13 protein-coding genes are annotated in these 18,053 nt (G+C 67.2%); 9 read left to right on the top strand and 4 right to left on the bottom strand.

Going from position 1 to position 18,053, the window contains the following annotated elements; genetic code table 11:
- The first annotated feature begins 199 nt into the window (after positions 1-199).
- The 7 genes from AC57BR_RS13805 to AC57BR_RS13775 are packed head-to-tail and all read left to right on the top strand — an operon-like array spanning position 200 to position 7,421.
- Entirely contained in the window at positions 200-1,492 is a 1,293-nt protein-coding gene (locus AC57BR_RS13805; RefSeq protein WP_496361479.1) for an extracellular solute-binding protein, read from the top strand.
- 4 nt (positions 1,493-1,496) lie between these two features.
- The gene (locus AC57BR_RS13800; RefSeq protein ID WP_496361477.1) at positions 1,497-2,399 is read left to right on the top strand and encodes a carbohydrate ABC transporter permease; all 903 of its coding nucleotides are present in this window, start codon (positions 1,497-1,499) and stop codon (positions 2,397-2,399) included.
- Positions 2,399-3,301, top strand: a complete 903-nt coding sequence (locus AC57BR_RS13795) for a carbohydrate ABC transporter permease (RefSeq protein WP_496361475.1) — start codon at positions 2,399-2,401, stop codon at positions 3,299-3,301. The genes AC57BR_RS13800 and AC57BR_RS13795 overlap by 1 nt, the downstream gene beginning before the upstream one ends.
- A gap of 29 nt (positions 3,302-3,330) precedes the next feature.
- A complete protein-coding gene (locus AC57BR_RS13790; RefSeq protein ID WP_496361473.1) occupies positions 3,331-4,539 on the top strand; it encodes a Gfo/Idh/MocA family protein in 1,209 nt (402 codons plus the stop codon).
- Between the two features lie 29 nt (positions 4,540-4,568).
- Positions 4,569-5,573: a sugar phosphate isomerase/epimerase family protein gene (locus AC57BR_RS13785; protein WP_496361471.1), complete on the top strand. Its 1,005-nt coding sequence runs from the start codon at positions 4,569-4,571 to the stop codon at positions 5,571-5,573.
- 34 nt (positions 5,574-5,607) lie between these two features.
- Positions 5,608-6,306, top strand: coding sequence for a ThuA domain-containing protein (locus tag AC57BR_RS13780; RefSeq protein WP_496361469.1), 699 nt, complete (start codon positions 5,608-5,610; stop codon positions 6,304-6,306).
- Entirely contained in the window at positions 6,291-7,421 is a 1,131-nt protein-coding gene (locus AC57BR_RS13775; RefSeq protein WP_496361467.1) for a Gfo/Idh/MocA family protein, read from the top strand. The genes AC57BR_RS13780 and AC57BR_RS13775 overlap by 16 nt, the downstream gene beginning before the upstream one ends.
- On the opposite strand, the gene AC57BR_RS13770 is transcribed toward AC57BR_RS13775, so the two are convergent.
- The 3 genes from AC57BR_RS13770 to xylA all read right to left on the bottom strand — a co-directional run bounded on the left by AC57BR_RS13770 (position 7,411) and on the right by xylA (position 12,073).
- Positions 7,411-9,210: an HNH endonuclease gene (locus AC57BR_RS13770; RefSeq protein WP_496361465.1), complete on the bottom strand. Its 1,800-nt coding sequence runs from the start codon at positions 9,208-9,210 to the stop codon at positions 7,411-7,413. The genes AC57BR_RS13775 and AC57BR_RS13770 overlap by 11 nt on opposite strands.
- A gap of 165 nt (positions 9,211-9,375) precedes the next feature.
- Positions 9,376-10,863 (bottom strand): xylulokinase, encoded by a 1,488-nt coding sequence (gene xylB / locus AC57BR_RS13765; RefSeq protein WP_496361463.1) that lies wholly within the window; start codon positions 10,861-10,863, stop codon positions 9,376-9,378.
- Between the two features lie 19 nt (positions 10,864-10,882).
- Positions 10,883-12,073, bottom strand: coding sequence for a xylose isomerase (gene xylA / locus AC57BR_RS13760; RefSeq protein ID WP_496361461.1), 1,191 nt, complete (start codon positions 12,071-12,073; stop codon positions 10,883-10,885).
- A 197-nt stretch (positions 12,074-12,270) separates the two neighbouring features.
- On the opposite strand from xylA, the gene AC57BR_RS13755 reads away from it, so the two are divergent.
- Together AC57BR_RS13755 and AC57BR_RS13750 are read left to right on the top strand one after the other, a co-directional pair.
- Positions 12,271-13,557, top strand: a complete 1,287-nt coding sequence (locus AC57BR_RS13755) for an FAD-binding protein (protein WP_496361459.1) — start codon at positions 12,271-12,273, stop codon at positions 13,555-13,557.
- A 13-nt stretch (positions 13,558-13,570) separates the two neighbouring features.
- Entirely contained in the window at positions 13,571-14,794 is a 1,224-nt protein-coding gene (locus AC57BR_RS13750; RefSeq protein ID WP_496361457.1) for an ROK family protein, read from the top strand.
- A 35-nt stretch (positions 14,795-14,829) separates the two neighbouring features.
- On the opposite strand, the gene AC57BR_RS13745 is transcribed toward AC57BR_RS13750, so the two are convergent.
- Complete coding sequence (locus AC57BR_RS13745; protein ID WP_496361455.1) at positions 14,830-18,018, bottom strand: Ig-like domain-containing protein; 3,189 nt, start codon at positions 18,016-18,018, stop codon at positions 14,830-14,832.
- Positions 18,019-18,053: the final 35 nt, after the last annotated feature.

Genomic DNA, 18,053 nt, shown 5'->3' with positions numbered 1-18,053 from the left:
CGTCGTTATGTTTTATCTCACACCGCAAGTTTTATCGAAATATTTCGGAGCAGCGGTAAACGTCTCAGCAAACAGTTCATGGGCAGTGCCGCCTGATTCCAGACGGGCTCCCGTATACGCAAAACCGGGCTATCAGCGTCGAGCCCGATGGATGAATGGAAATGTTTAGATGACAACTCGAAAGTTGCGCTCAGTCGCGATGGCAATCTCAGCAGCCGCCCTCTCGGTGAGCCTGGCCGCCTGCGGCTCCAGCGGCCCAGCGGGGTCCACAGCGGCAAGTGACGGTTCGGCCTCCATGTGGGGCCTCACGGGCGGAAACCAACCTGTGCTGCAGAAATCCGTCGAGGCCTGGAACAGCGCACACTCCGACCAGTCCATCAAACTGGACTTCTTCGCCAACGATGCCTACAAGACCAAGGTTCGTACCGCCGTCGGCGCCGGCGAAGGCCCCACTTTTATCTATGGCTGGGGCGGTGGCGTCCTGAAGTCCTACGTTGATGCGGGGCAGGTGGAGGAACTCTCGGCCTTCGTCAAGGAGAACCCCGAGGTGAAGGAGCGTTACCTTCCTTCCGTCCTGAAGAACGGCGAGATCGACGGCAAGACCTACGCCCTGCCCAACAACAACGTCCAGCCCGTGGTTCTGTACTACAACAAGGAAGTCTTCGACAAGGTCGGCGCACAGCCACCCAAGACGTGGGACGAGCTGATGGCGCTCGTGCCGAAATTCAAGGCGGCCGGAGTCGCCCCGTTCTCCCTGGGCGGCCAGTCCAAGTGGCCGGACCTGATGTGGCTGGAGTACCTCGTTGAGCGCATCGGCGGTCCCGAGGTCTTCGCGAACATCGCTGCCGACAAGCCCAACGCCTGGTCGGATCCCGCAGTGACGGAGGCTCTGACCAAGATCCAGCAGCTGGTGGACGCCGGCGGCTTCGTGAACGGTTTCTCCTCCATCGCCGCGGACAGCAACGCCGACCAGGCCCTGCTCTACACGGGCAAGGCGGCCATGGTCCTGCAGGGCGGCTGGATCTACCAGGGCATGAAGAAGGACGCAGGCAGCTTCGTCACCGGCGGCAAGCTCGGCTTCACCACCTTCCCCGCCGTCGAAGGCGGCAAGGGTGACCCCGCCAACGTGGTGGGCAATCCCTCCAACTTCTGGTCCATCTCCGCCAAGGCCACCGACGAGCAGAAGAAGGCCGCCCTCAACTACGTCAAGGACGGAATGTTCACTGACGCCGACACCGACGCCCTCATTGCCTCCGGCGCCGTTCCGGTAGTCAACGGCATCGAAAGCAAGCTTGAGGCTTCGCCCGACAAGGACTTCCTGACCTTCATCTACGGCCTGGCCAAGAAGGCGCCGAGCTTCACGCTCTCCTGGGACCAGGCGCTGAGCCCCGCGCAGGGCGACGCGATGCTGTCCAACCTTGACCAGATCTTCCTCAAGAAGATCACCCCGGAGCAGTTCGTCTCCACGATGAACGCCACGATCGGGAAGTAACGGCGTGACCATCACCAGTTCCAACCACCGGCGGGTCCGCGACGCGGGCCCGTCGGGGTGGCTGGCAGCGCCAGCCCTTGTCTTCTTCCTGGTGTTCGCCGTCGTCCCGCTGGCCGGCGTCGTTTTCCTCAGTTTCACCAGCTGGGACGGCCTGCGCGAGATCCGGCTTGAGGGCCTGGCCAGCTGGACCACGGTGCTCACCGACCCGGTCACGGGCAACGCCCTGCTGGTGACCGCCAAGATCATGTTCTTCTCGTTCATCGTCCAGGCACCGATCAGCCTGCTCCTCGGCGTCTTCACTGCAGGAAGCCAGAAGTACCGGGCAGCGCTCGCGGTCCTGTACTTCCTGCCGCTCCTGCTCTCCTCAGCAGCCGTCGCCATTGCCTTCAAGGCGCTGCTTGACCCGAACTTCGGTCTCGGTCCGGGCCTTCAGGTGCCCCTCCTGATCCAGGACTGGCTGGGTAACTCCGACCTCGTCCTGTTCGTGGTGGTCTTCGTCATCGCGTGGCAGTTCGTTCCGTTCCACACCCTCATCTACCAGGGCGGCGTGCGGCAGATCCCCACTTCGCTCTATGAAGCCGCGGAGATCGACGGCGCGGGGCGGGTCCGGCAGTTCCTGAACATCACCCTGCCCCAGCTGAAGTACACCATCATCACCTCCTCCACCCTCATGGTGGTGGGCAGTCTGGCCTACTTCGACCTGATTTTCGTTCTCACCGGCGGAGGCCCCGGCTATAGCACCCGGCTGCTGCCGCTGCACATGTACCTGACCGGCTTCAAGGCCAACGACATGGGTGCGGCGAGCGCCCTGGGCGTCATCCTGATCGTCATCGGGCTGGGCCTGGCTCTGCTCCTGCAGCGCCTCGGCGGCAAGAACCGGAACGACAGCCAATTGGAAGGAGCCTGATGGCTTCCACAACCCAGCTCCCCGCGGCTCCGGAGGCACCGGTCCTTACCCACGCCGCACCGCGCCAGAACTCCAGGCGCGCCGGCCGCCGCCGGCCAAACCTGCCCGGTGGCCTCGGCGGCTGGGTCTGGCTCGCGGTGATCGTCCTGCCCATTTACTACGTGGTGATCACCAGCCTGAAGAACCAGGCTGGATTCTTTGCCACCAACCCCATGCTTCCGCCGGCCGAACCGACACTGGACAACTACAAGCTGGTGCTGGAAAACGACTTTGCCCGGTACTTCCTGAACAGCGTCGTGGTCACGCTGGGCACGGTCATTCCGGCGCTGTTCGTCTCGTTCATGGCTGCCTACGCGATCGTCCGGGGCAAAGGCCGGTTCGTGAACTGGACCAACAATCTGTTCCTCCTGGGCCTGGCCATTCCGCTCCACGCCACCATCATCCCGATCTACTGGATGATCACCCGGGCCCACCTGTACGACACACTGCTGGCCCTGATCCTGCCGTCCATCGCCTTCGCCATCCCGGTCTCCGTCCTCATCCTGTCGAACTTCATGCGGGACGTGCCCAACGAGCTGTTCGAGTCGATGCGGCTGGACGGCTGCTCGGACTGGGCCATGCTGTGGCGGCTGGCCCTGCCGATGACCAAGCCGGCGGTGATCACTGTGGGCATCTACAACGCCCTGCACGTCTGGAACGGCTTCCTGTTCCCGCTGATCCTCACCCAGAGCCCCGCCACGCGGGTGCTGCCGCTCTCGCTGTGGACGTTCCAGGGCGAATTCAGCGTCAATATCCCCGCGGTGCTCGCCTCGGTGGTGCTGGCCACGCTGCCACTGCTGGTGCTGTACATCGTGGCCCGGCGCCAGCTGATCAGCGGCCTGACTGCCGGTTTCAGCAAGTAACCACACGGATTTCCACGAAAGGACAATGGATGACAACCGCGAAGCCGCTGCGGGTCGGCATGGTGGGCTATGCCTTCATGGGGGCCGCCCATTCACAGGCCTGGCGAACAGCGCCCCGGTTCTTCGACCTGCCCCTGCAGCCGCAGCTCACCGCCGTCGCCGGACGAAATGCCAGCGGCGTCAAGGCAGCCGCGGACAAGCTCGGCTGGGAGTCGGCCGAAACGGACTGGCGCCGGCTGATCGAACGCGACGACATCGATCTGATCGATATCTGCACGCCCGGCAACACTCACGCCGAGATCGCGGCCGCCGCCCTCGAGGCCGGCAAGCACGTGCTCTGCGAAAAGCCGCTGGCCAACTCCGTCGAGGAGGCGGAGCGGATGACCGTTGTGGCAGAGGCGGCAGCGAAGCGGGGTGTCTTTGCGATGTGCGGGTTCAGCTACCGGCGCACGCCGGCGCTGGCCCTTGCCAAGCGCATGGTGGACGAAGGCCGGCTGGGGACCATCCGCCATGTCCGCGCGCAGTACCTTCAGGACTGGCTGTCCGATGAGAACGCCCCCATGACATGGCGGCTGGACCGGAGCAAGTCCGGATCCGGATCCCTGGGGGACATCGGAGCCCACAGCATCGACGCGGCCCAGTGGATCACCGGGCAGAAGATCACCGGCGTCTCCGCGCTTCTGGAGACGTTTGTTGCCGAGCGCCCCCTGGCCGGGAACTTGGTGGGCCTGGGCGGTCACGGCGACGCCGGCAAGGACGCACCCCGCGGGGCCGTCACCGTTGATGACGCCGCAATCTTCAGCGCGCGCTTTGCAGACACAAGGTTCGACGGCGGCGCTGCCGCAGGGGGCGCCGTCGGCGTCTTCGAGGCGACCCGCTACGCACTGGGACGGAAGAACGCGATGCGGCTGGAACTGAACGGTACCAGGGCTTCCCTCGCCTTCGACTTCGAGGACATGAATGCCCTCTCCTTCTACGATGCAGCCGAATCGCCCGATGCCGGCTTCCGCCGGATCTTGGTCACCGAACCAGAGCATCCGTATGTCGGCAACTGGTGGCCCACCGGACACGGCCTCGGGTACGAACACGGCTTCACCCACCAGGTGGTGGACCTCATTCACGCGCTGGCACAGGGCGCGCAGCCGGAACCGTCCTTCGCGGACGCCCTGCAGGTCCAGCGCGTGCTGGCGGCCGTGGAGGCCAGCGCAGCCAACTCCAGCCAATGGCAGAAAGTCTGAGACCCATGACTGCAGAACAGGGAAACCCGATGACACGACCCATAACACTCTTCACCGGCCAGTGGGCCGACCTGCCCTTCGAGGAGGTGGCCCGGCTCGCCGGCGAGTGGGGCTTTGACGGCCTGGAGATCGCTTGCTGGGGCGATCACCTTGATCCGCGCCGCGCCGCAGGGGACGACAACTATCTCCAGGGACGGCTGGACATTCTGGAGAAGAACAACCTCAAGGTCTTCGCCATCGCCAACCACCTCACCGGGCAAGCTGTTTGCGATGACCCGATCGACGAGCGCCACCAGGGCATCCTGACGCCTGCGGTCTGGGGCGACGGCGATCCGGAAGGCGTCCGCAACAGGGCGGCGCAGTCCATGATGGACACCGCCCGGGCCGCGGCCAGGCTTGGCGTGAACACCGTGACCGGGTTTACCGGCTCCTCCATCTGGAAGGCCGTGGCGATGTTTCCGCCCGCTTCGGAGGCCATGATCGACGCCGGGTACCGGGACTTCGCTGACCGGTGGAACCCTATCCTCGACGTTTTTGACGAGGTGGGGGTCCGCTTCGCCCTCGAGGTGCATCCCTCCGAGATCGCCTACGACTACTGGACCACCAAGCGCACCCTGGAAGCCATCGGGCACCGGGCCGCCTTCGGCCTGAACTTCGACCCGTCCCACTTCATCTGGCAGGACCTGGACCCGGTGATGTTCCTGCAGGACTTCGCCGAGCACATCCTGCACGTGCATGTGAAGGAGTCCGTGCGCCAGCTTGACGGGCGCAACGGCCGGCTCGGCTCGCACCTGGCCTGGGCCGATCCGCGCCGCGGTTGGGACTTCGTGACAGCTGGGCACGGGGATGTGCAGTGGAACCGGATCTTCCGCACCCTGAACGCCATCGGGTACGCCGGCCCCACCAGCATCGAATGGGAGGACGCCGGCATGGACCGGCTGACCGGTGCGCCGCAGGCACTCGCTCTGGTCAAGAACCTCGCGGGCATTGCCCCGCCCGCCGCGGCATTCGACGCAGCCTTCGCCACGCGCTGAACCACGAATACCTGTTAAACAAAGGAGCTTTGTCATGACCGAAAACAAGTCGGCCCTGGTGGTGCGCGGCGGCTGGGACGGCCACCAGCCCTTCGAAGCCACCGAGCTTTTCATCCCGTACCTGAAAAACAAGGGGTACGACGTGCGGGTCGAGGAATCGCCCAAGGTCTACGCCGACGCCGCCTACATGGCGGGAGTGGACCTGGTTATGCAGTGCATGACCATGACCACTATTGAACGGGACGAGTTCGAGGGACTGCGGGCCGCCGTCGAGAACGGCACGGGCCTGGCCGGCTGGCACGGCGGGATCGCGGATTCCTACCGCAACAACTCCGACTACCTGCACCTGATCGGCGGCCAGTTCGCGTGCCACCCCGGCAAGCATCCGGACGAACGCCTCGGCGAGCAGTCCGACAACTACGTGCCGTACACCGTGAACATGGTCCCGGCCGCCGCCCACCACCCCATCACCGAGGGCATCTCCGACTTTGAACTTGTCACCGAACAGTACTGGGTCCTGGCCGACGACTACATCGACGTCCTTGCCACCACTACCCAGAAGGTCCGGGAGTGGGACCCCTGGCACCGTGAGGTGACCTCACCGGCCATCTGGACCCGCCAATGGGGCAAGGGCCGGATCTTCGTCGCTACCCCCGGCCATCGCGTCGACATTCTCCAGGACACCAATGTCCGCACCATCATCGAAAGGGGCCTGCTGTGGGCAAGTCGCTAGACGCAGGAGAGCACACAAGAGTAGGAATCATTGGCTGCGGCGCCATCATTGCCCAGTATCTCGCGAATTTCCGCCGGCTGGACCAGATCGAATTGGTGGCCGTGGCCGACCTGGACCCCGTGCGCGCGCAGGCCGTTGCGGACGACTACGACGGCGTCCGCGCACTTTCCGTGGACGGCCTCCTGGCCGCGGACGACGTCGACCTGGTCCTGAACCTGACCATCCCCGCGGCCCACGCCGACATCGCCCTGAAGGCCATTGCCGCCGGAAAGAGCGTTTACGGGGAGAAGCCGCTCGCGGCAACCACCGCCGAAGCACGGCAGGTGCTGGATGCGGCACGCGAGGCGGGCGTCGTCGTCGGCTGCGCCCCCGACACGGTGCTCGGCACCGGGATCCAAACCGCCCGCAAGGCGATCGACGACGGCCTGATCGGCGCCCCGATCAGCGCAACAGCCACCATGGTGACGCCCGGCCATGAACGCTGGCATCCCAACCCGGACTTCTACTACCAGCCCGGCGGCGGGCCCCTGCTGGACATGGGTCCCTACTATGTGAGCGCGCTGGTCACGCTGCTGGGCCCGGTGGTCTCCGTGGTCGGCGCCGCCAGCCACACCCGCAGCCAGCGGACCATCGGCTCCGGGCCGCGCGCTGGTGAGACCGTGCCGGTGGCGGTCGACTCGCATGTCACTGGGGTGCTGGTGCATGCCTCCGGCGCCCTGTCCACGCTGCTCATGAGCTTCGACGCCGTGAAGTCCAAGTCGCCCAACATCGAAGTCCACGGTGAACGCGGCTCCTTGGCGGTGCCCGACCCGAACCATTTCGACGGCGATGTCCAGGTCTTCCCGCTGGGCGCGGACGACTGGCAGCCCCTGCCGGTCTCTGCCGGCTACGTCGACTCCGGACGCGGTTTCGGGATCGCCGACCTCGCCGCAACACCACAGGGCTCCGAGCCGCGCGCCGGCGGCCAGTTGGCCTACCACGTCCTCGAGGTCATGGAGTCCATGCTGGCTTCGGCCCGGACGGGTTCCGCAGTGCAGATCAAGAGCACGGCGGCCCGTCCGGAACCGGTGGAACTGACGACGCTGGCGGCGCAGGTCGCCGAGGTCAGCTCTTAGGAACTAACTCCGCCCTTGGCCGGGTTCGGCGGCGGCGGTATGTCCGCCGCCGCTTCACCGGTTGCGGGTTCGTTTCTAACTGTTCCGGCTGGCTGGTTGTTCCGGCTGTCTGGCTACGGAGCAGGCTGGTTTCACTCAACCCGGTTCCGGTCATTCCAGATCCTGGCAGCGGCGGTGCGGTGGATCGGTAGGTGTGGCCGGTGGGGGTGGTGAGTTCGAGGGTGTGTCGGGGTCCGGGTCTGGGTTGGGTTTTCCAGCCGGGGAGTTCTTTGGTGTGGTTGCACGCTTCGCACAGTCCGGCGCCGTTGCTCAGTGTGGTGGGTCCGTCGTTGTGCCAGGGGATGATGTGGTCGTGGTGGCGGATGGGGGCGTCGCAGTAGGGGGTGCGGCAGGTGTCGTCGCGGATTTGGATGAAGCGGCGCAGTGGTGCCGGGAAGAAGCGCCGCCGCGAGTCCATGGCGACGAGGTCGCCGGTTGCGGGCATGGTGTAGAGCCGCCGGATCCAGATCTTCAGTTCCTTCAGCGGATCCTTCTGGCCTGTGGTTGAGCCGGAAGGGCTTGGGCCGGAAGGGGCTGGCTGGAGGCGACCCTGCTTTCCTTGTCCCCGGGCCTCTTCCTGGGTGATGAGGTCCCGCGCCCAGGCGCCGGGGACGGTGCCGTAGCCGGGGATCCGGGCGGGTTCGGTGTCGCCTTGGAGGAGGGTGTGGTCGGTCATGACGAGGTTGATCTCGATGCCGGTGATGCCGCCGGGTGTGCCGGTGGTGCGTTCGACGAGGGTGTCGGCCTTGATCTGGTCGCGGGAGCGCGGGTCTCCGGCGCCGTGGAGGCTATCGGCGTGCCGGATCAGGGCCGCGTAAACGGCGACGCCCTGCTGGACCGGGAGCAGCGCGGTCAGGTAGGTCATGCAGTCCGGGGCCGGGCGCAGGCTCACGGACCGCTCCGAGGCGGCATGGCTCGCCCGCTGGGCGACGGAGCGTGGGTCCCTGCGGGTTGCGGCGGCCCGGGCCGCGGCGATGACGGTGCGGGTTCCGGCGCCGGTGAAGGTTCCGGTGTCGGCGGCGAGTTCCTCATCGACCGCGGTCCGGTCGGCCGGACTCAGGCAGGCGGTCTCTTTCACGATGTGCGTGGCGCGCTCTTCGTTGAGCTGTCCGGTGTCCAGGGCGGCCAGGGTGTGGGGCATCTGGACCAGGGCTTTCGCTGTGCCGAGCAGCCGGCCGCCGCGGTTGGGGGACTCGCCCCGGGCCAGGGCGATCTGCTCGGCCACGCCCAGGCTGTGCTCTTTGGGGCGTTTCTTGCCGAGATCCTCGGCCGTCAGGGCGCTGCTGTTGGCCGGGGCTTCATTGTCGGCATGTTCCTCGCGGTGCCGTGCCTCGAAGGTGACGGCAAGCCTGGCCTGCTGCCCGGCCAGCATGTTTTTGACGTTCTCGAAGGCGTGCGTCTGGTCGATCAGTCCGGCATCGTCGGCGCTGAGGTCGGCCGTCAGAAGGGTGGTTGCCGCCGCGACCCGGTCCTCCAAAGCCGGCCGCGTCGTTCCGTGCCCGTGCGCGTCAGTGCTGGTGGCGGCGGCGTCGGCGAACAGCACGTCGGCAAACAGGGCCTCGGGAAAAGGGTCCTCCGGGAACTCATCGTCAGCACTCAGAGCCTCCGGGAAGGGGTCCTCCGGCAAGACGTCGTCGGGGTAGACGAAGTTGGGGTCACCGTCATACAGAAACCCGTCGGGGAACGCAGCAGGCAGGGCGGCGTCGCGCGGCGCCGCTGCTGTCAGTGCTGAATTCCCGATGCCTTCCATGGACACAGTCTTCCAAGGGGTACTGACAATAAAGCGCCGATCGGGCACCACATGAGGGCGGGATTCAAAAAAGTTTTTGAGGTCCGCTTCAGAACGACAACTGGGTGCCGCTGGCGGCGCTACGGCGGTTCGACGGCTCAACCAGCGGCCCGGGTTTCGACAGGCTCAACCGGCGGCCTGGGCCGCCTTCCGCTGCTCCACCCTGTATTGTTCCGCGATGGCAGGCTGGAAGTCCGGCGCGGGGTGCCCGTCCAGCGCCACGTTCCATGCCGGCCGCTCCCCCGTCAGTGCCCAGGCCGCCTGCACGGCAGCTCCCCGGGCCACGTATTCGCCGGGGCTCGGAACCAGCACGGGCAGGTCGAAAACCTGGGCCGCAATGCGCTGGACCGCAGGGTTCTGCACGGCGCCGCCGATCAGCAGAAGCCGCTCGGCCGGGTGGCCCAGGGCGCGGAGGGCATCCAGTCCCCCCGCCAGCCCGCACAGCATGCCTTCGACGGCGGCCCGCGCGAAGTTGCTCCGCGTAGCCGAGGCGATGGTCAGCCCGGAGAAGCTGGCCGTGGCGTGCGGCAGGTTCGGCGTCCGCTCCCCCTCGAAATACGGGACCAGCACCACCCCGCCCGCGCCCGGTTCAGCCTCCAGCGCCAGCCGGGACAGCTCGTCGAAGTCGACCCCCAGCAGCCCGGCGACCGACGTCAGCACCCGCGCTGCATTGAGGGTCACGGCAATCGGCAGGAACAGGCCACTCGCGTCGGCGAAGCCCGCCACCGTCCCACTCGGGTCGCCGATCGGCTCATCGGAGACGGCGAACACCGTCCCGCTGGTGCCCACGGACACGACGACGTCGCCCGCCCGGGCGCCCAGGCCCAGGGCCGCCGCGGCATTGTCCCCGGCGCCAGCACCTAGCAGCACGGACTGCCCTGGCGGCAACGCCTCCCCGGCGGCGGCAGGGTGGATCTGGCCAGGTGACTCGCCGGGTGCCAGGACGCGGGGCAGGATGACGGCATCGCCCGCTGTCCCAGCACCGGCTTCGACGGCGTCGCGGCCGAAGGCCAGGCTGAACAGCTCCAGGTCGTAGGTGCCGGCGGCCGGGTTCCAGTAACCGGTGCCGCTCGCGTCGGAGCGGTCGGTGATGAGCTGCCCCAGGTCGGGTCCCAGCGGGCTGGCGCCTGCGGGGCCGTAGCCCCGCAGGCGCCAGGTCAGCCAGTCGTGGGGCAGGGCGACGGCGGCCACCTGGCTGGCGATGTCCGGCTCATGATCGCGGACCCAGCGGACCTTGGTGACCGTGAAGGAGGCCACGGGTACCAGGCCGGTCCGCTTCGCATAGTCCTCCGCGCCCACTTCTTCGGTGAGGGCCGCCGCTGACTCTGCCGAGCGGGTGTCGTTCCAGAGCAGGGCCGGCCGCAGGACCTTGCCCTCCCGATCCAACAGCACCATGCCGTGCTGCTGGCCTCCCACGGAAAGCGCGCTGACCCCGGCGAGTCCCCCGGCGTCGTCGAACGCTTCGGACAGCGCCCGCCACCAGTGGTCCGGGTGGACCTCGGTACCGTCCGGATGGCCGGCACGGCCCTCCCGGACCAGGGCGCCGGTTTCCGCGTCCACCACCACGACCTTGCAGCTTTGGGTCGAGGAATCGACCCCGGCAACGAGTGACATAGGAGCAGCCGTCACCGTATCAGCGGGCGCCGAGCAGGTGCTCGATGAAGAGCTGCTGAAGCTTCACGAAGCCGAAGCCCTTGCCGCCGAAGTAGGCGTCGGCGTCGAATTCCTCGTAAGCGGACTTGTCGGCGAGGAGCTGCTCGTAGCCTTCGCCCGGGTTCAGGGTGGGGACGTTGATCTCGGAAACCCGCGACGCCTCCAGGGCAGCCTGCACGTCGGGATCGGCGCGGAAGGCCTTGGCGCGCTCCTTCAGAAGCAGGTAGGTCTGCATGTTGGCGGCCGCGGAGTCCCAGACGCCGTTGATGTCCTCCGTGCGGCTGGGCTTGTAGTCGAAGTGGCGCGGCCCGTTGTAGGCCGGCCCGCCCTGCGGACCGCCGTTCTCCAGCAGGTCGACCAGGGAGAAAGCGTTCTGAAGGTCCCCGTGGCCGAACACCAGGTCCTGGTCGAACTTGATGCTGCGCTGACCGTTGAGGTCAATGTGGAAGAGCTTGCCCTGGTACAGCGCCTGGGCAATGCCGTGGGTGAAGTTCAGCCCGGCCATCTGCTCGTGGCCGGTTTCGGGGTTGATGCCCACAAGCTCCGGGCGCTCGAGGGTCTCAATGAACGCCAGCGCGTGGCCGAGGGTGGGCAGCAGGATGTCGCCGCGCGGTTCGTTGGGCTTGGGCTCGATCGCGAAGCGGATGTTGTAGCCCTTGTCCGTCACGTAGTCGCCCAGCAGGTTCACAGCCTCGCGGTAGCGCTCGAGGGCACCGCGGATGTCCTTGGCGGCGTCGTACTCGCTGCCTTCGCGTCCGCCCCACATCACGAAGGTTTCAGCGCCCAGTTCGGCGGCGAGGTCGATGTTCTCCAGGACCTTGCGGAGGGCAAAGCGGCGCACACCCCGGTCGTTGCTGGTGAAGCCGCCATCCTTGAAGACCGGGTGGCTGAACAGGTTGGTGGTGACCATGGGCACCACCATGCCGGTGGCCTTCAGCGCACCGGTCAGGCGGTCGATTTCCCGCTGCCGGTCAGCCGCGGAGCAGCCGAACGGGAACAGGTCGTTGTCGTGGAAGGTAATGCCGTAGGCGCCCAGATCGCTGAGCCGGTTGATGGCCTCCACGGTGTCCAGCGGCGGGCGGGTCGCGGAACCGAACTGGTCCTGCGCCTCCCAGCCGACGGTCCACAGGCCGAAGGAAAACTTGTCATCACGCGTGGGCTGAATCGCCATTGAGTGCTCCCGATTGGTTTGGAGGGACCTGTCCCGCAGGCAGATCCGGAAAATGTTCCACACACAAACATATTCGCTTCTGGCCGCCTGTCAACCATTTTTTCGGGACGAAATCCGGAGACATGACACCACCAAACCCTATCCGCGCGACCCCATAGGGTGTTATGTTCTCTAGAACACCAAACGAAGGGCGCGCAATGGTCAGCGAAGCAGGAACTGAGCTGCACACCGAGGAGTACAACTGGGCAGGCAACCTCAGGTACGCCGCGGCGGAGGTGCGGGAACCGCAGACCGTGGCGGAGCTTCAGGACCTGGTTGCCGGCACGTCCCGGCTTCGCGCGCTGGGCTCGCGGCACTCCTTCAACCGCATCGCCGACACCACCGGCGCCCTGGTCTCGCTGGAACACCTGGCGCCCGCCATCGAGGTGGACTCCGCGAACATGACGGTGACAGTGAGCGGCGGCACGCGGTACGGAACCCTGGCGGCAGAGCTGCAGCGGCAAGGCTACGCGCTGCACAACCTGGCTTCCCTCCCCCACATCTCGGTGGCCGGGGCCGTCGCCACCGCCACCCACGGATCAGGTGACCGGAACGGCAACCTGGCCACCGCCGTCGCCGGCCTCGAACTGGTCACCGCCGACGGCGCGATCCTCACCGCCCGCCGCGGCGAAACCCCGGACTTCGACGGGATGGTGGTGGGCCTTGGCGCCCTGGGCGTGGTCAGCAGCCTGACGCTGGACATCGAGCCTACCTTCCCGGTCGCCCAGACCGTCTTTGAGGGTCTTTTCTGGGACCAGGTGCTGGAGAATTTCGACGACGTCACCTCCTCGGCCTACAGCGTCAGCCTGTTCACCGACTGGAGCGGGGACCGGATCGGGCAGGCCTGGCTCAAGGCCAGGACGGAGGAAGCAGGAGTAGCGGACCGCCCCAGTTTCTATGGCGGCAGCCCGGCCGCCGAAGCCCGGCACCCCATCGCCGGCGTGTCCGGCAGCACCTGCACTCAGCAGTTGGGCGTCCCGGGCCCGTGGTCGGACAGGCTGGCCCACTTCCGGATGGAATTCACTCCGAGCAAGGGCGACGAGCTGCAGAGCGAGTACCTCGTCCCCCGCGAGCACGCCGTGGACGCCATCGAGGCCATGCGCGGGCTGTCCCATCTGGTGACTCCGCTGCTGCTGGTCTCCGAAATCCGCACCATGGCCGCGGACAGCCTCTGGCTGAGCCCGAACTACGGAACCGACAGCATCGGCCTGCACCTCACCTGGCGGCAGGACCAGCCCGCCGTCGAGGCCGTGCTCCCGGTGATCGAGGCCGCACTGGCGCCGTTCGGCGCCCGTCCGCACTGGGGCAAGCTGTTCGACGGCGATGCCGCCAGCCTCGCGCCGCTTTACCCGCGCTTCGCCGACTTCAAGGCCCTCGCGGGGCGCCTCGATCCGGAGGGGAAGTTCCGCAATGACTTCCTCGACACCAAGGTCTTCGGCAGCTGATATCGTTCCGATGATGTCTTCACCTCGCCAACGGGCTGCCCCGACCGCCCCGCCCAGCGAGCTGGACCCCTCCCGGCGGAATAACCTGGCGCTGATCACGTCCCTGGTCCACCATCACCGCGTCCTCAGCCGGGCCCAGCTGACCAAAAGGACCGGGCTCAACAGGTCAACGGTCGGAACCTTGATCGGCCAGCTGGCTGCGCTCGGCCTGGTCTACGAGACGGCGCCCACCGGCGAGGCGCAGGTGGGCCGTCCGAGCCCCGAAGTGCGTCCGAGCCCTTCCATTGCGGCTCTTGCTGTCTACCCGGAGATCGATGCGGTCACCATCGGGCTGGTCAACCTGGGCGGCATCGTCCAGAAGAAGATCCGGTTCGCCACCGAACGGATCCCCAGCGCACGGGAGGCGGTCAACATCGCCGCCGCCGTGATCGAGGGAATGCGCACGGAGCTGGACCACTCGTACCGGATCACCGGGATCGGTGTGGCGGTGCCCGGCCTGGTAAACCCCGACGACGGGACGGTCCGCCACGCGCCGCACCTGGGTTGGCGGGACGAGCCTGTTGCCCGGATGCTGGGCGAAGCCACCGGTTACGCCTGCCAGGCCGCCAACGACGCCTCGCTCGCGGCCGAGGCGGAGCTGATCTTCGGGGCCGGCGCCGGCCGGGACAACCTCGTGTACCTCAACGGCGGGGCCAGCGGCATCGGCGGCGGGATCATTTCCAACGGCATGCTGCTCCGCGGCGCCTCCGGCTACGCCGGGGAACTGGGCCACACGTTCGTCCGCACCTCCGGCGAACAGTGCCACTGCGGCGCCACCGGTTGCCTGGAAACAGAGGTGTCCCAGGGACGGCTCTTCGAACTGCTCGGCCTCAGCGGCGGCGACACGACCCAGCTGGAACAGGCACTCCGGGGGTCAGGCAGCCCCGCCGTCGCCGAGGAAATATCCCGGCAGCTGGGCTTCCTGGCCATCGCGCTCCGGAACGCCGTTAACACCTTCAACCCTGAGGTGATCATCCTCGACGGCTTCCTCGGGGTCCTCTACGCGCTCGCGCCGTCCACCCTCGACGGCCTGCTGCTGTCCCAGGCGATGGACGGGCCCGCCGCCCAGGCCAAGGTGCACCCCGCGGCGCTCGGCTCCAACCTGATGATGGTCGGCGCAGCGGAACTGGGGTTCGCCCGGTTCCTGGCGGACCCCACGGGATTTGGGACTACCGGGCTGGGTTCCGTCGCGGAATAGCGACGGAACCCAGCTACCTACCGGAACCCAGCTTCCTACCTGCCGAAAACGACCTCGTAGGTCCGGGTCTGGCTCCCGTCTTCGCTCCGGACCGTGACGACGGCGGTTCCAGACTCTGATTGCGAAACGGTGACCACCGCGTACGGGTCAGCAGCCGTAGCCGTGACTTCCCGCCGCGCTCCCTGGACACCGGTCCGGTAGGAGGTGACGTCCGGATCGAAACCGGGCAGCGGCTGGCCGTTGACGAGAATTGCTGCCGCGGTCGCGTCGGAGGACTGGCCCGGAGCCAATGCCAGGACCTGCACTTCGCTGACCGTCATGTGGGTGTTCGGCCGGGCGGTGAGCACCACGCGGACGTCCTTGGTGTCCACGTTGGCAACCGGAACCGTGACCACGGGGGCGGGGCTGCCGCCGGGGACCCGGACCGCCGTGCCCGTGTTCTGCCACGTGCCGTCGGCCGCCTTGGTCTGCACCTGGAGGCTTTGGGCATAGCTGTCGGTGGATCCGTCGCGGTAGAAGTGGACCTTCACGCCGGTCACCGTCTTCTGGCTGGCCAGAGCCACGGACAGGGTGTCGGTGGCGTTCTTGGTGCCCGACTTCCAGTTGGACCAGGCCTTGTCCGTCAGGTTGCCGTTGCCCAGCCCGGCTGTGCCGTAGCCGGGTTCGGTGAAGGTTGCACTGAACGTGGCGCCGGGGTCATCGGCCACATTGTCTGCGGTCCCCTCCGTGACCTGGATCTGCACGGTGGCGGGCAGCGTCCGGCCGTCAGCGGCGTCGGCGGTGCCCGAAACCGTGGCCACGCCCGTCTCGGTAAACGGTCCAGCGGCATCCCAGACAACGGGCCGCTCCACCTTGCTGCCGCCGGCAGTCACCGCCGTTACGGTGGCAGGCAGCGCGGGCGTTCCGCCTGCATAGGTCTTGGCCCGGGCCGGAAGCGTCGCCACCAGCGTGTCGACGGTGACCTTGGCTGTCACCGGATGCGCAGCACCCAGCACGTCCGTCGCCGTTCCGCGAACATCAACGGTTCCGGGCTTGTTCCACCGGTTCTCCGGCGGCATCGCCCAGGTCACGGGCAGTTCACCGCGGGCACCGTCACGGTAGACGGGAACCACCGTTGGCGGCAGCTGCGGAGCGGTCCCGGGCACGGTGAAGGCCGCGACGTTCTGGAATCCCTGGACAGTTTCGTCGATGACCCGCCAGCGCTGGTTCTCGCCGGAGTTGGCGGTCCACAGGGTCACCGGTGATCCGTCCGCGGTGGCGTGCCCGCCCACCTCGAGGAGCCGGCCGGTGGCCGCGTTGACGAACGTGTAGGTGCCGTCGCCGGTGGTGGACATGGTCCACTGGGAGGCGTCAGCCGGCGCTTCCTCCGCCGGTACCAGCTGGGGCGTTCCGTCGACGACGGCGAGCTGCCGGCCGCCGTCGGGCGTTTCAATCGCGTAGCGGGCACGGCTGCTGTTCCCGCCGCTGACGCGGCGGATGTTCCACTGCTGGTCGGCGCCCGAGCCGGAACGGATGACGGCGGCGCTGCCGGTTCCCTGGGTAAGGGACTTGCCGCTTTCCACACCCTGGAGCCGGTAGACGTGGTCCGCCTGAACCAGCGCGGCGTCCTCGGCCACGCCGTGCACACCATTGACGAGGAACGTCGTGACGGATTCGGCCGGTACCGTGAGGACCGCGGTGCGGTCCTTTCCGACGGCGACCGGCTCGCCCTGCACCAGCGCTCCGGAGGCGTCGCTGGTCACCGGCGTCACGGTGGCGTTGCCCTGGACGGCTTCGAAGCCGGAAAGGTCCAGGGCAACCTGGCGCTGGACCTTGCTGTCGTTCACGTGCACCACAGTGGCTCCGGAGTCGGAGACGGCGGCCGCGCTGTTCGTGTCGTCCACCTTGACCAGGCGGTCCCCGGGCTTGATGTAGTGCGTGAAGTTCCGCGCGGTGTTGAACTTGGTGTTCGTGTAGATCGGGCAGCTTTCGAGGGTGTCCCCGGCAGCACAGTCGAAGGGCAGCTGGATCTCGCCCCAGTTGGAGCCGATGGCGCTTTCGCCGCCGGGCTTCATGTTGTTGTAGTCCTCAACGGGCTGCCAGAACACCCAGGCCTCGGGCTCGAGCTCGCGGAGGTCATTGACCATGTGCTGGGCCAGGCCCAGGCCGGGCTGCATGCTCGTGAAGTTCTGCCCGTCCAGCCAGGAGCCGCCGGTTTCGCTCATCCACAGGGGCTTTTCCTCGCCCTTGGCGATGTCCCGGACGGCTGTCCGCTGCCCGGTCCCGTAGGTGTGGACGTTGAGCTGCGCGACGTTTGCCTTGGCGTCGGCGGAATAGCTGTTCCAGTTGCTGGCGAAGGTCGAGGGGTTGGTCTCGTCCATGGCGCTGATGACGGCGCCGGTGTCCGCGCTCGCCAGTGCCTTGGCCAGGGACTGGACCACCTTCTGCTGCAGTTCGGGGCCCATGTGGGCGCCTTCCTGCCGGCCACCGACGGGCTGGCCCGCCGAATTCAGGGTGGTTCCCCAGTACGGCGTGTTCGGTTCGTTCATGGGATCGATGGTGTCGATCTTGATGCCGTGCGCTTTCTCCAGCTCCTGGACGACGCCCACCAGGTAGGAGGAGAAGTCGTCAACGCTCTCGGTCCGCAGCTGGTCCTGCGAGGAGTTGAAGCCGCCGGAAACGTAGCCGCTGACCGTCTGGAACCACGGCGGGGAGTTGCTGAAGGCTTCCCAGTGCGTGATGTCGTTCTTGATCCGGTCCACCCACCAGCGCTGTGTCTGGTCGGCGTCGAGGTTCCAGTGGGCCGGATTTTCCGGGTCCCACCAGTCCTTGTCCTGCCGGGTGGTGCCCTCGGGGGCCTTCCACCAACCTTCAACGGCGCCGCCGGCCCGCAAGTAGTCCTTCACGTCGGGCGCGTTGCCGCCGCCGACGTTGTACCGCGCGATGTTGAGGTTCAGCCCCTCGTCGCCGAAGACCATGTCGGCAAGCTTGCTGCGGATTTCTTCCGGATAGTCGCCGGTGGCGTTGGCGAACCAGACCAGGCTGGTGCCCCACCCTTCGAAGGCCTCGCCCTGGTAGGAGGGGTCCGGCCGCACGGTGACGGCGCCGGCCGGCACGGGTTCGTCGGCTGCCTTGACCGGTGCCTGCGCGGCGGACGCGGGTCCGGCCATGAGCCCTGCGGAGAAGACCGCCGCGGTGATTCCGGCGGCGGTCACGGCCCAGGGCCGTCTGGATCTGTTCGTCATTGAATTCCCTTCGGTGCGGTGATGCTGCTGGTCTC

The organism is Arthrobacter sp. BGA-UO-ETr-C19 (assembly GCF_059568005.1).
Note: the sequence above shows the minus strand (reverse complement) of the source record. Positions and strands in the feature narration are given on the sequence as shown.

Excerpts from the sequence above, each read along its gene's own strand:
- AC57BR_RS13805 (WP_496361479.1), top strand. The coding sequence starts at position 200 with ATGGCAATCTCAGCAGCCGCCCTCTCGGTGAGCCTGGCCGCCTGCGGC.
- AC57BR_RS13795 (WP_496361475.1), top strand. The coding sequence starts at position 2,399 with ATGGCTTCCACAACCCAGCTCCCCGCGGCTCCGGAGGCACCGGTCCTT.
- AC57BR_RS13790 (WP_496361473.1), top strand. The coding sequence starts at position 3,331 with ATGACAACCGCGAAGCCGCTGCGGGTCGGCATGGTGGGCTATGCCTTC.
- AC57BR_RS13785 (WP_496361471.1), top strand. The coding sequence starts at position 4,569 with ATGACACGACCCATAACACTCTTCACCGGCCAGTGGGCCGACCTGCCC.
- AC57BR_RS13780 (WP_496361469.1), top strand. The coding sequence starts at position 5,608 with ATGACCGAAAACAAGTCGGCCCTGGTGGTGCGCGGCGGCTGGGACGGC.
- AC57BR_RS13770 (WP_496361465.1), bottom strand. The coding sequence starts at position 9,210 with ATGGAAGGCATCGGGAATTCAGCACTGACAGCAGCGGCGCCGCGCGAC.
- xylB (WP_496361463.1), bottom strand. The coding sequence starts at position 10,863 with ATGTCACTCGTTGCCGGGGTCGATTCCTCGACCCAAAGCTGCAAGGTC.
- xylA (WP_496361461.1), bottom strand. The coding sequence starts at position 12,073 with ATGGCGATTCAGCCCACGCGTGATGACAAGTTTTCCTTCGGCCTGTGG.
- AC57BR_RS13755 (WP_496361459.1), top strand. The coding sequence starts at position 12,271 with ATGGTCAGCGAAGCAGGAACTGAGCTGCACACCGAGGAGTACAACTGG.
- AC57BR_RS13750 (WP_496361457.1), top strand. The coding sequence starts at position 13,571 with ATGTCTTCACCTCGCCAACGGGCTGCCCCGACCGCCCCGCCCAGCGAG.
- AC57BR_RS13745 (WP_496361455.1), bottom strand. The coding sequence starts at position 18,018 with ATGACGAACAGATCCAGACGGCCCTGGGCCGTGACCGCCGCCGGAATC.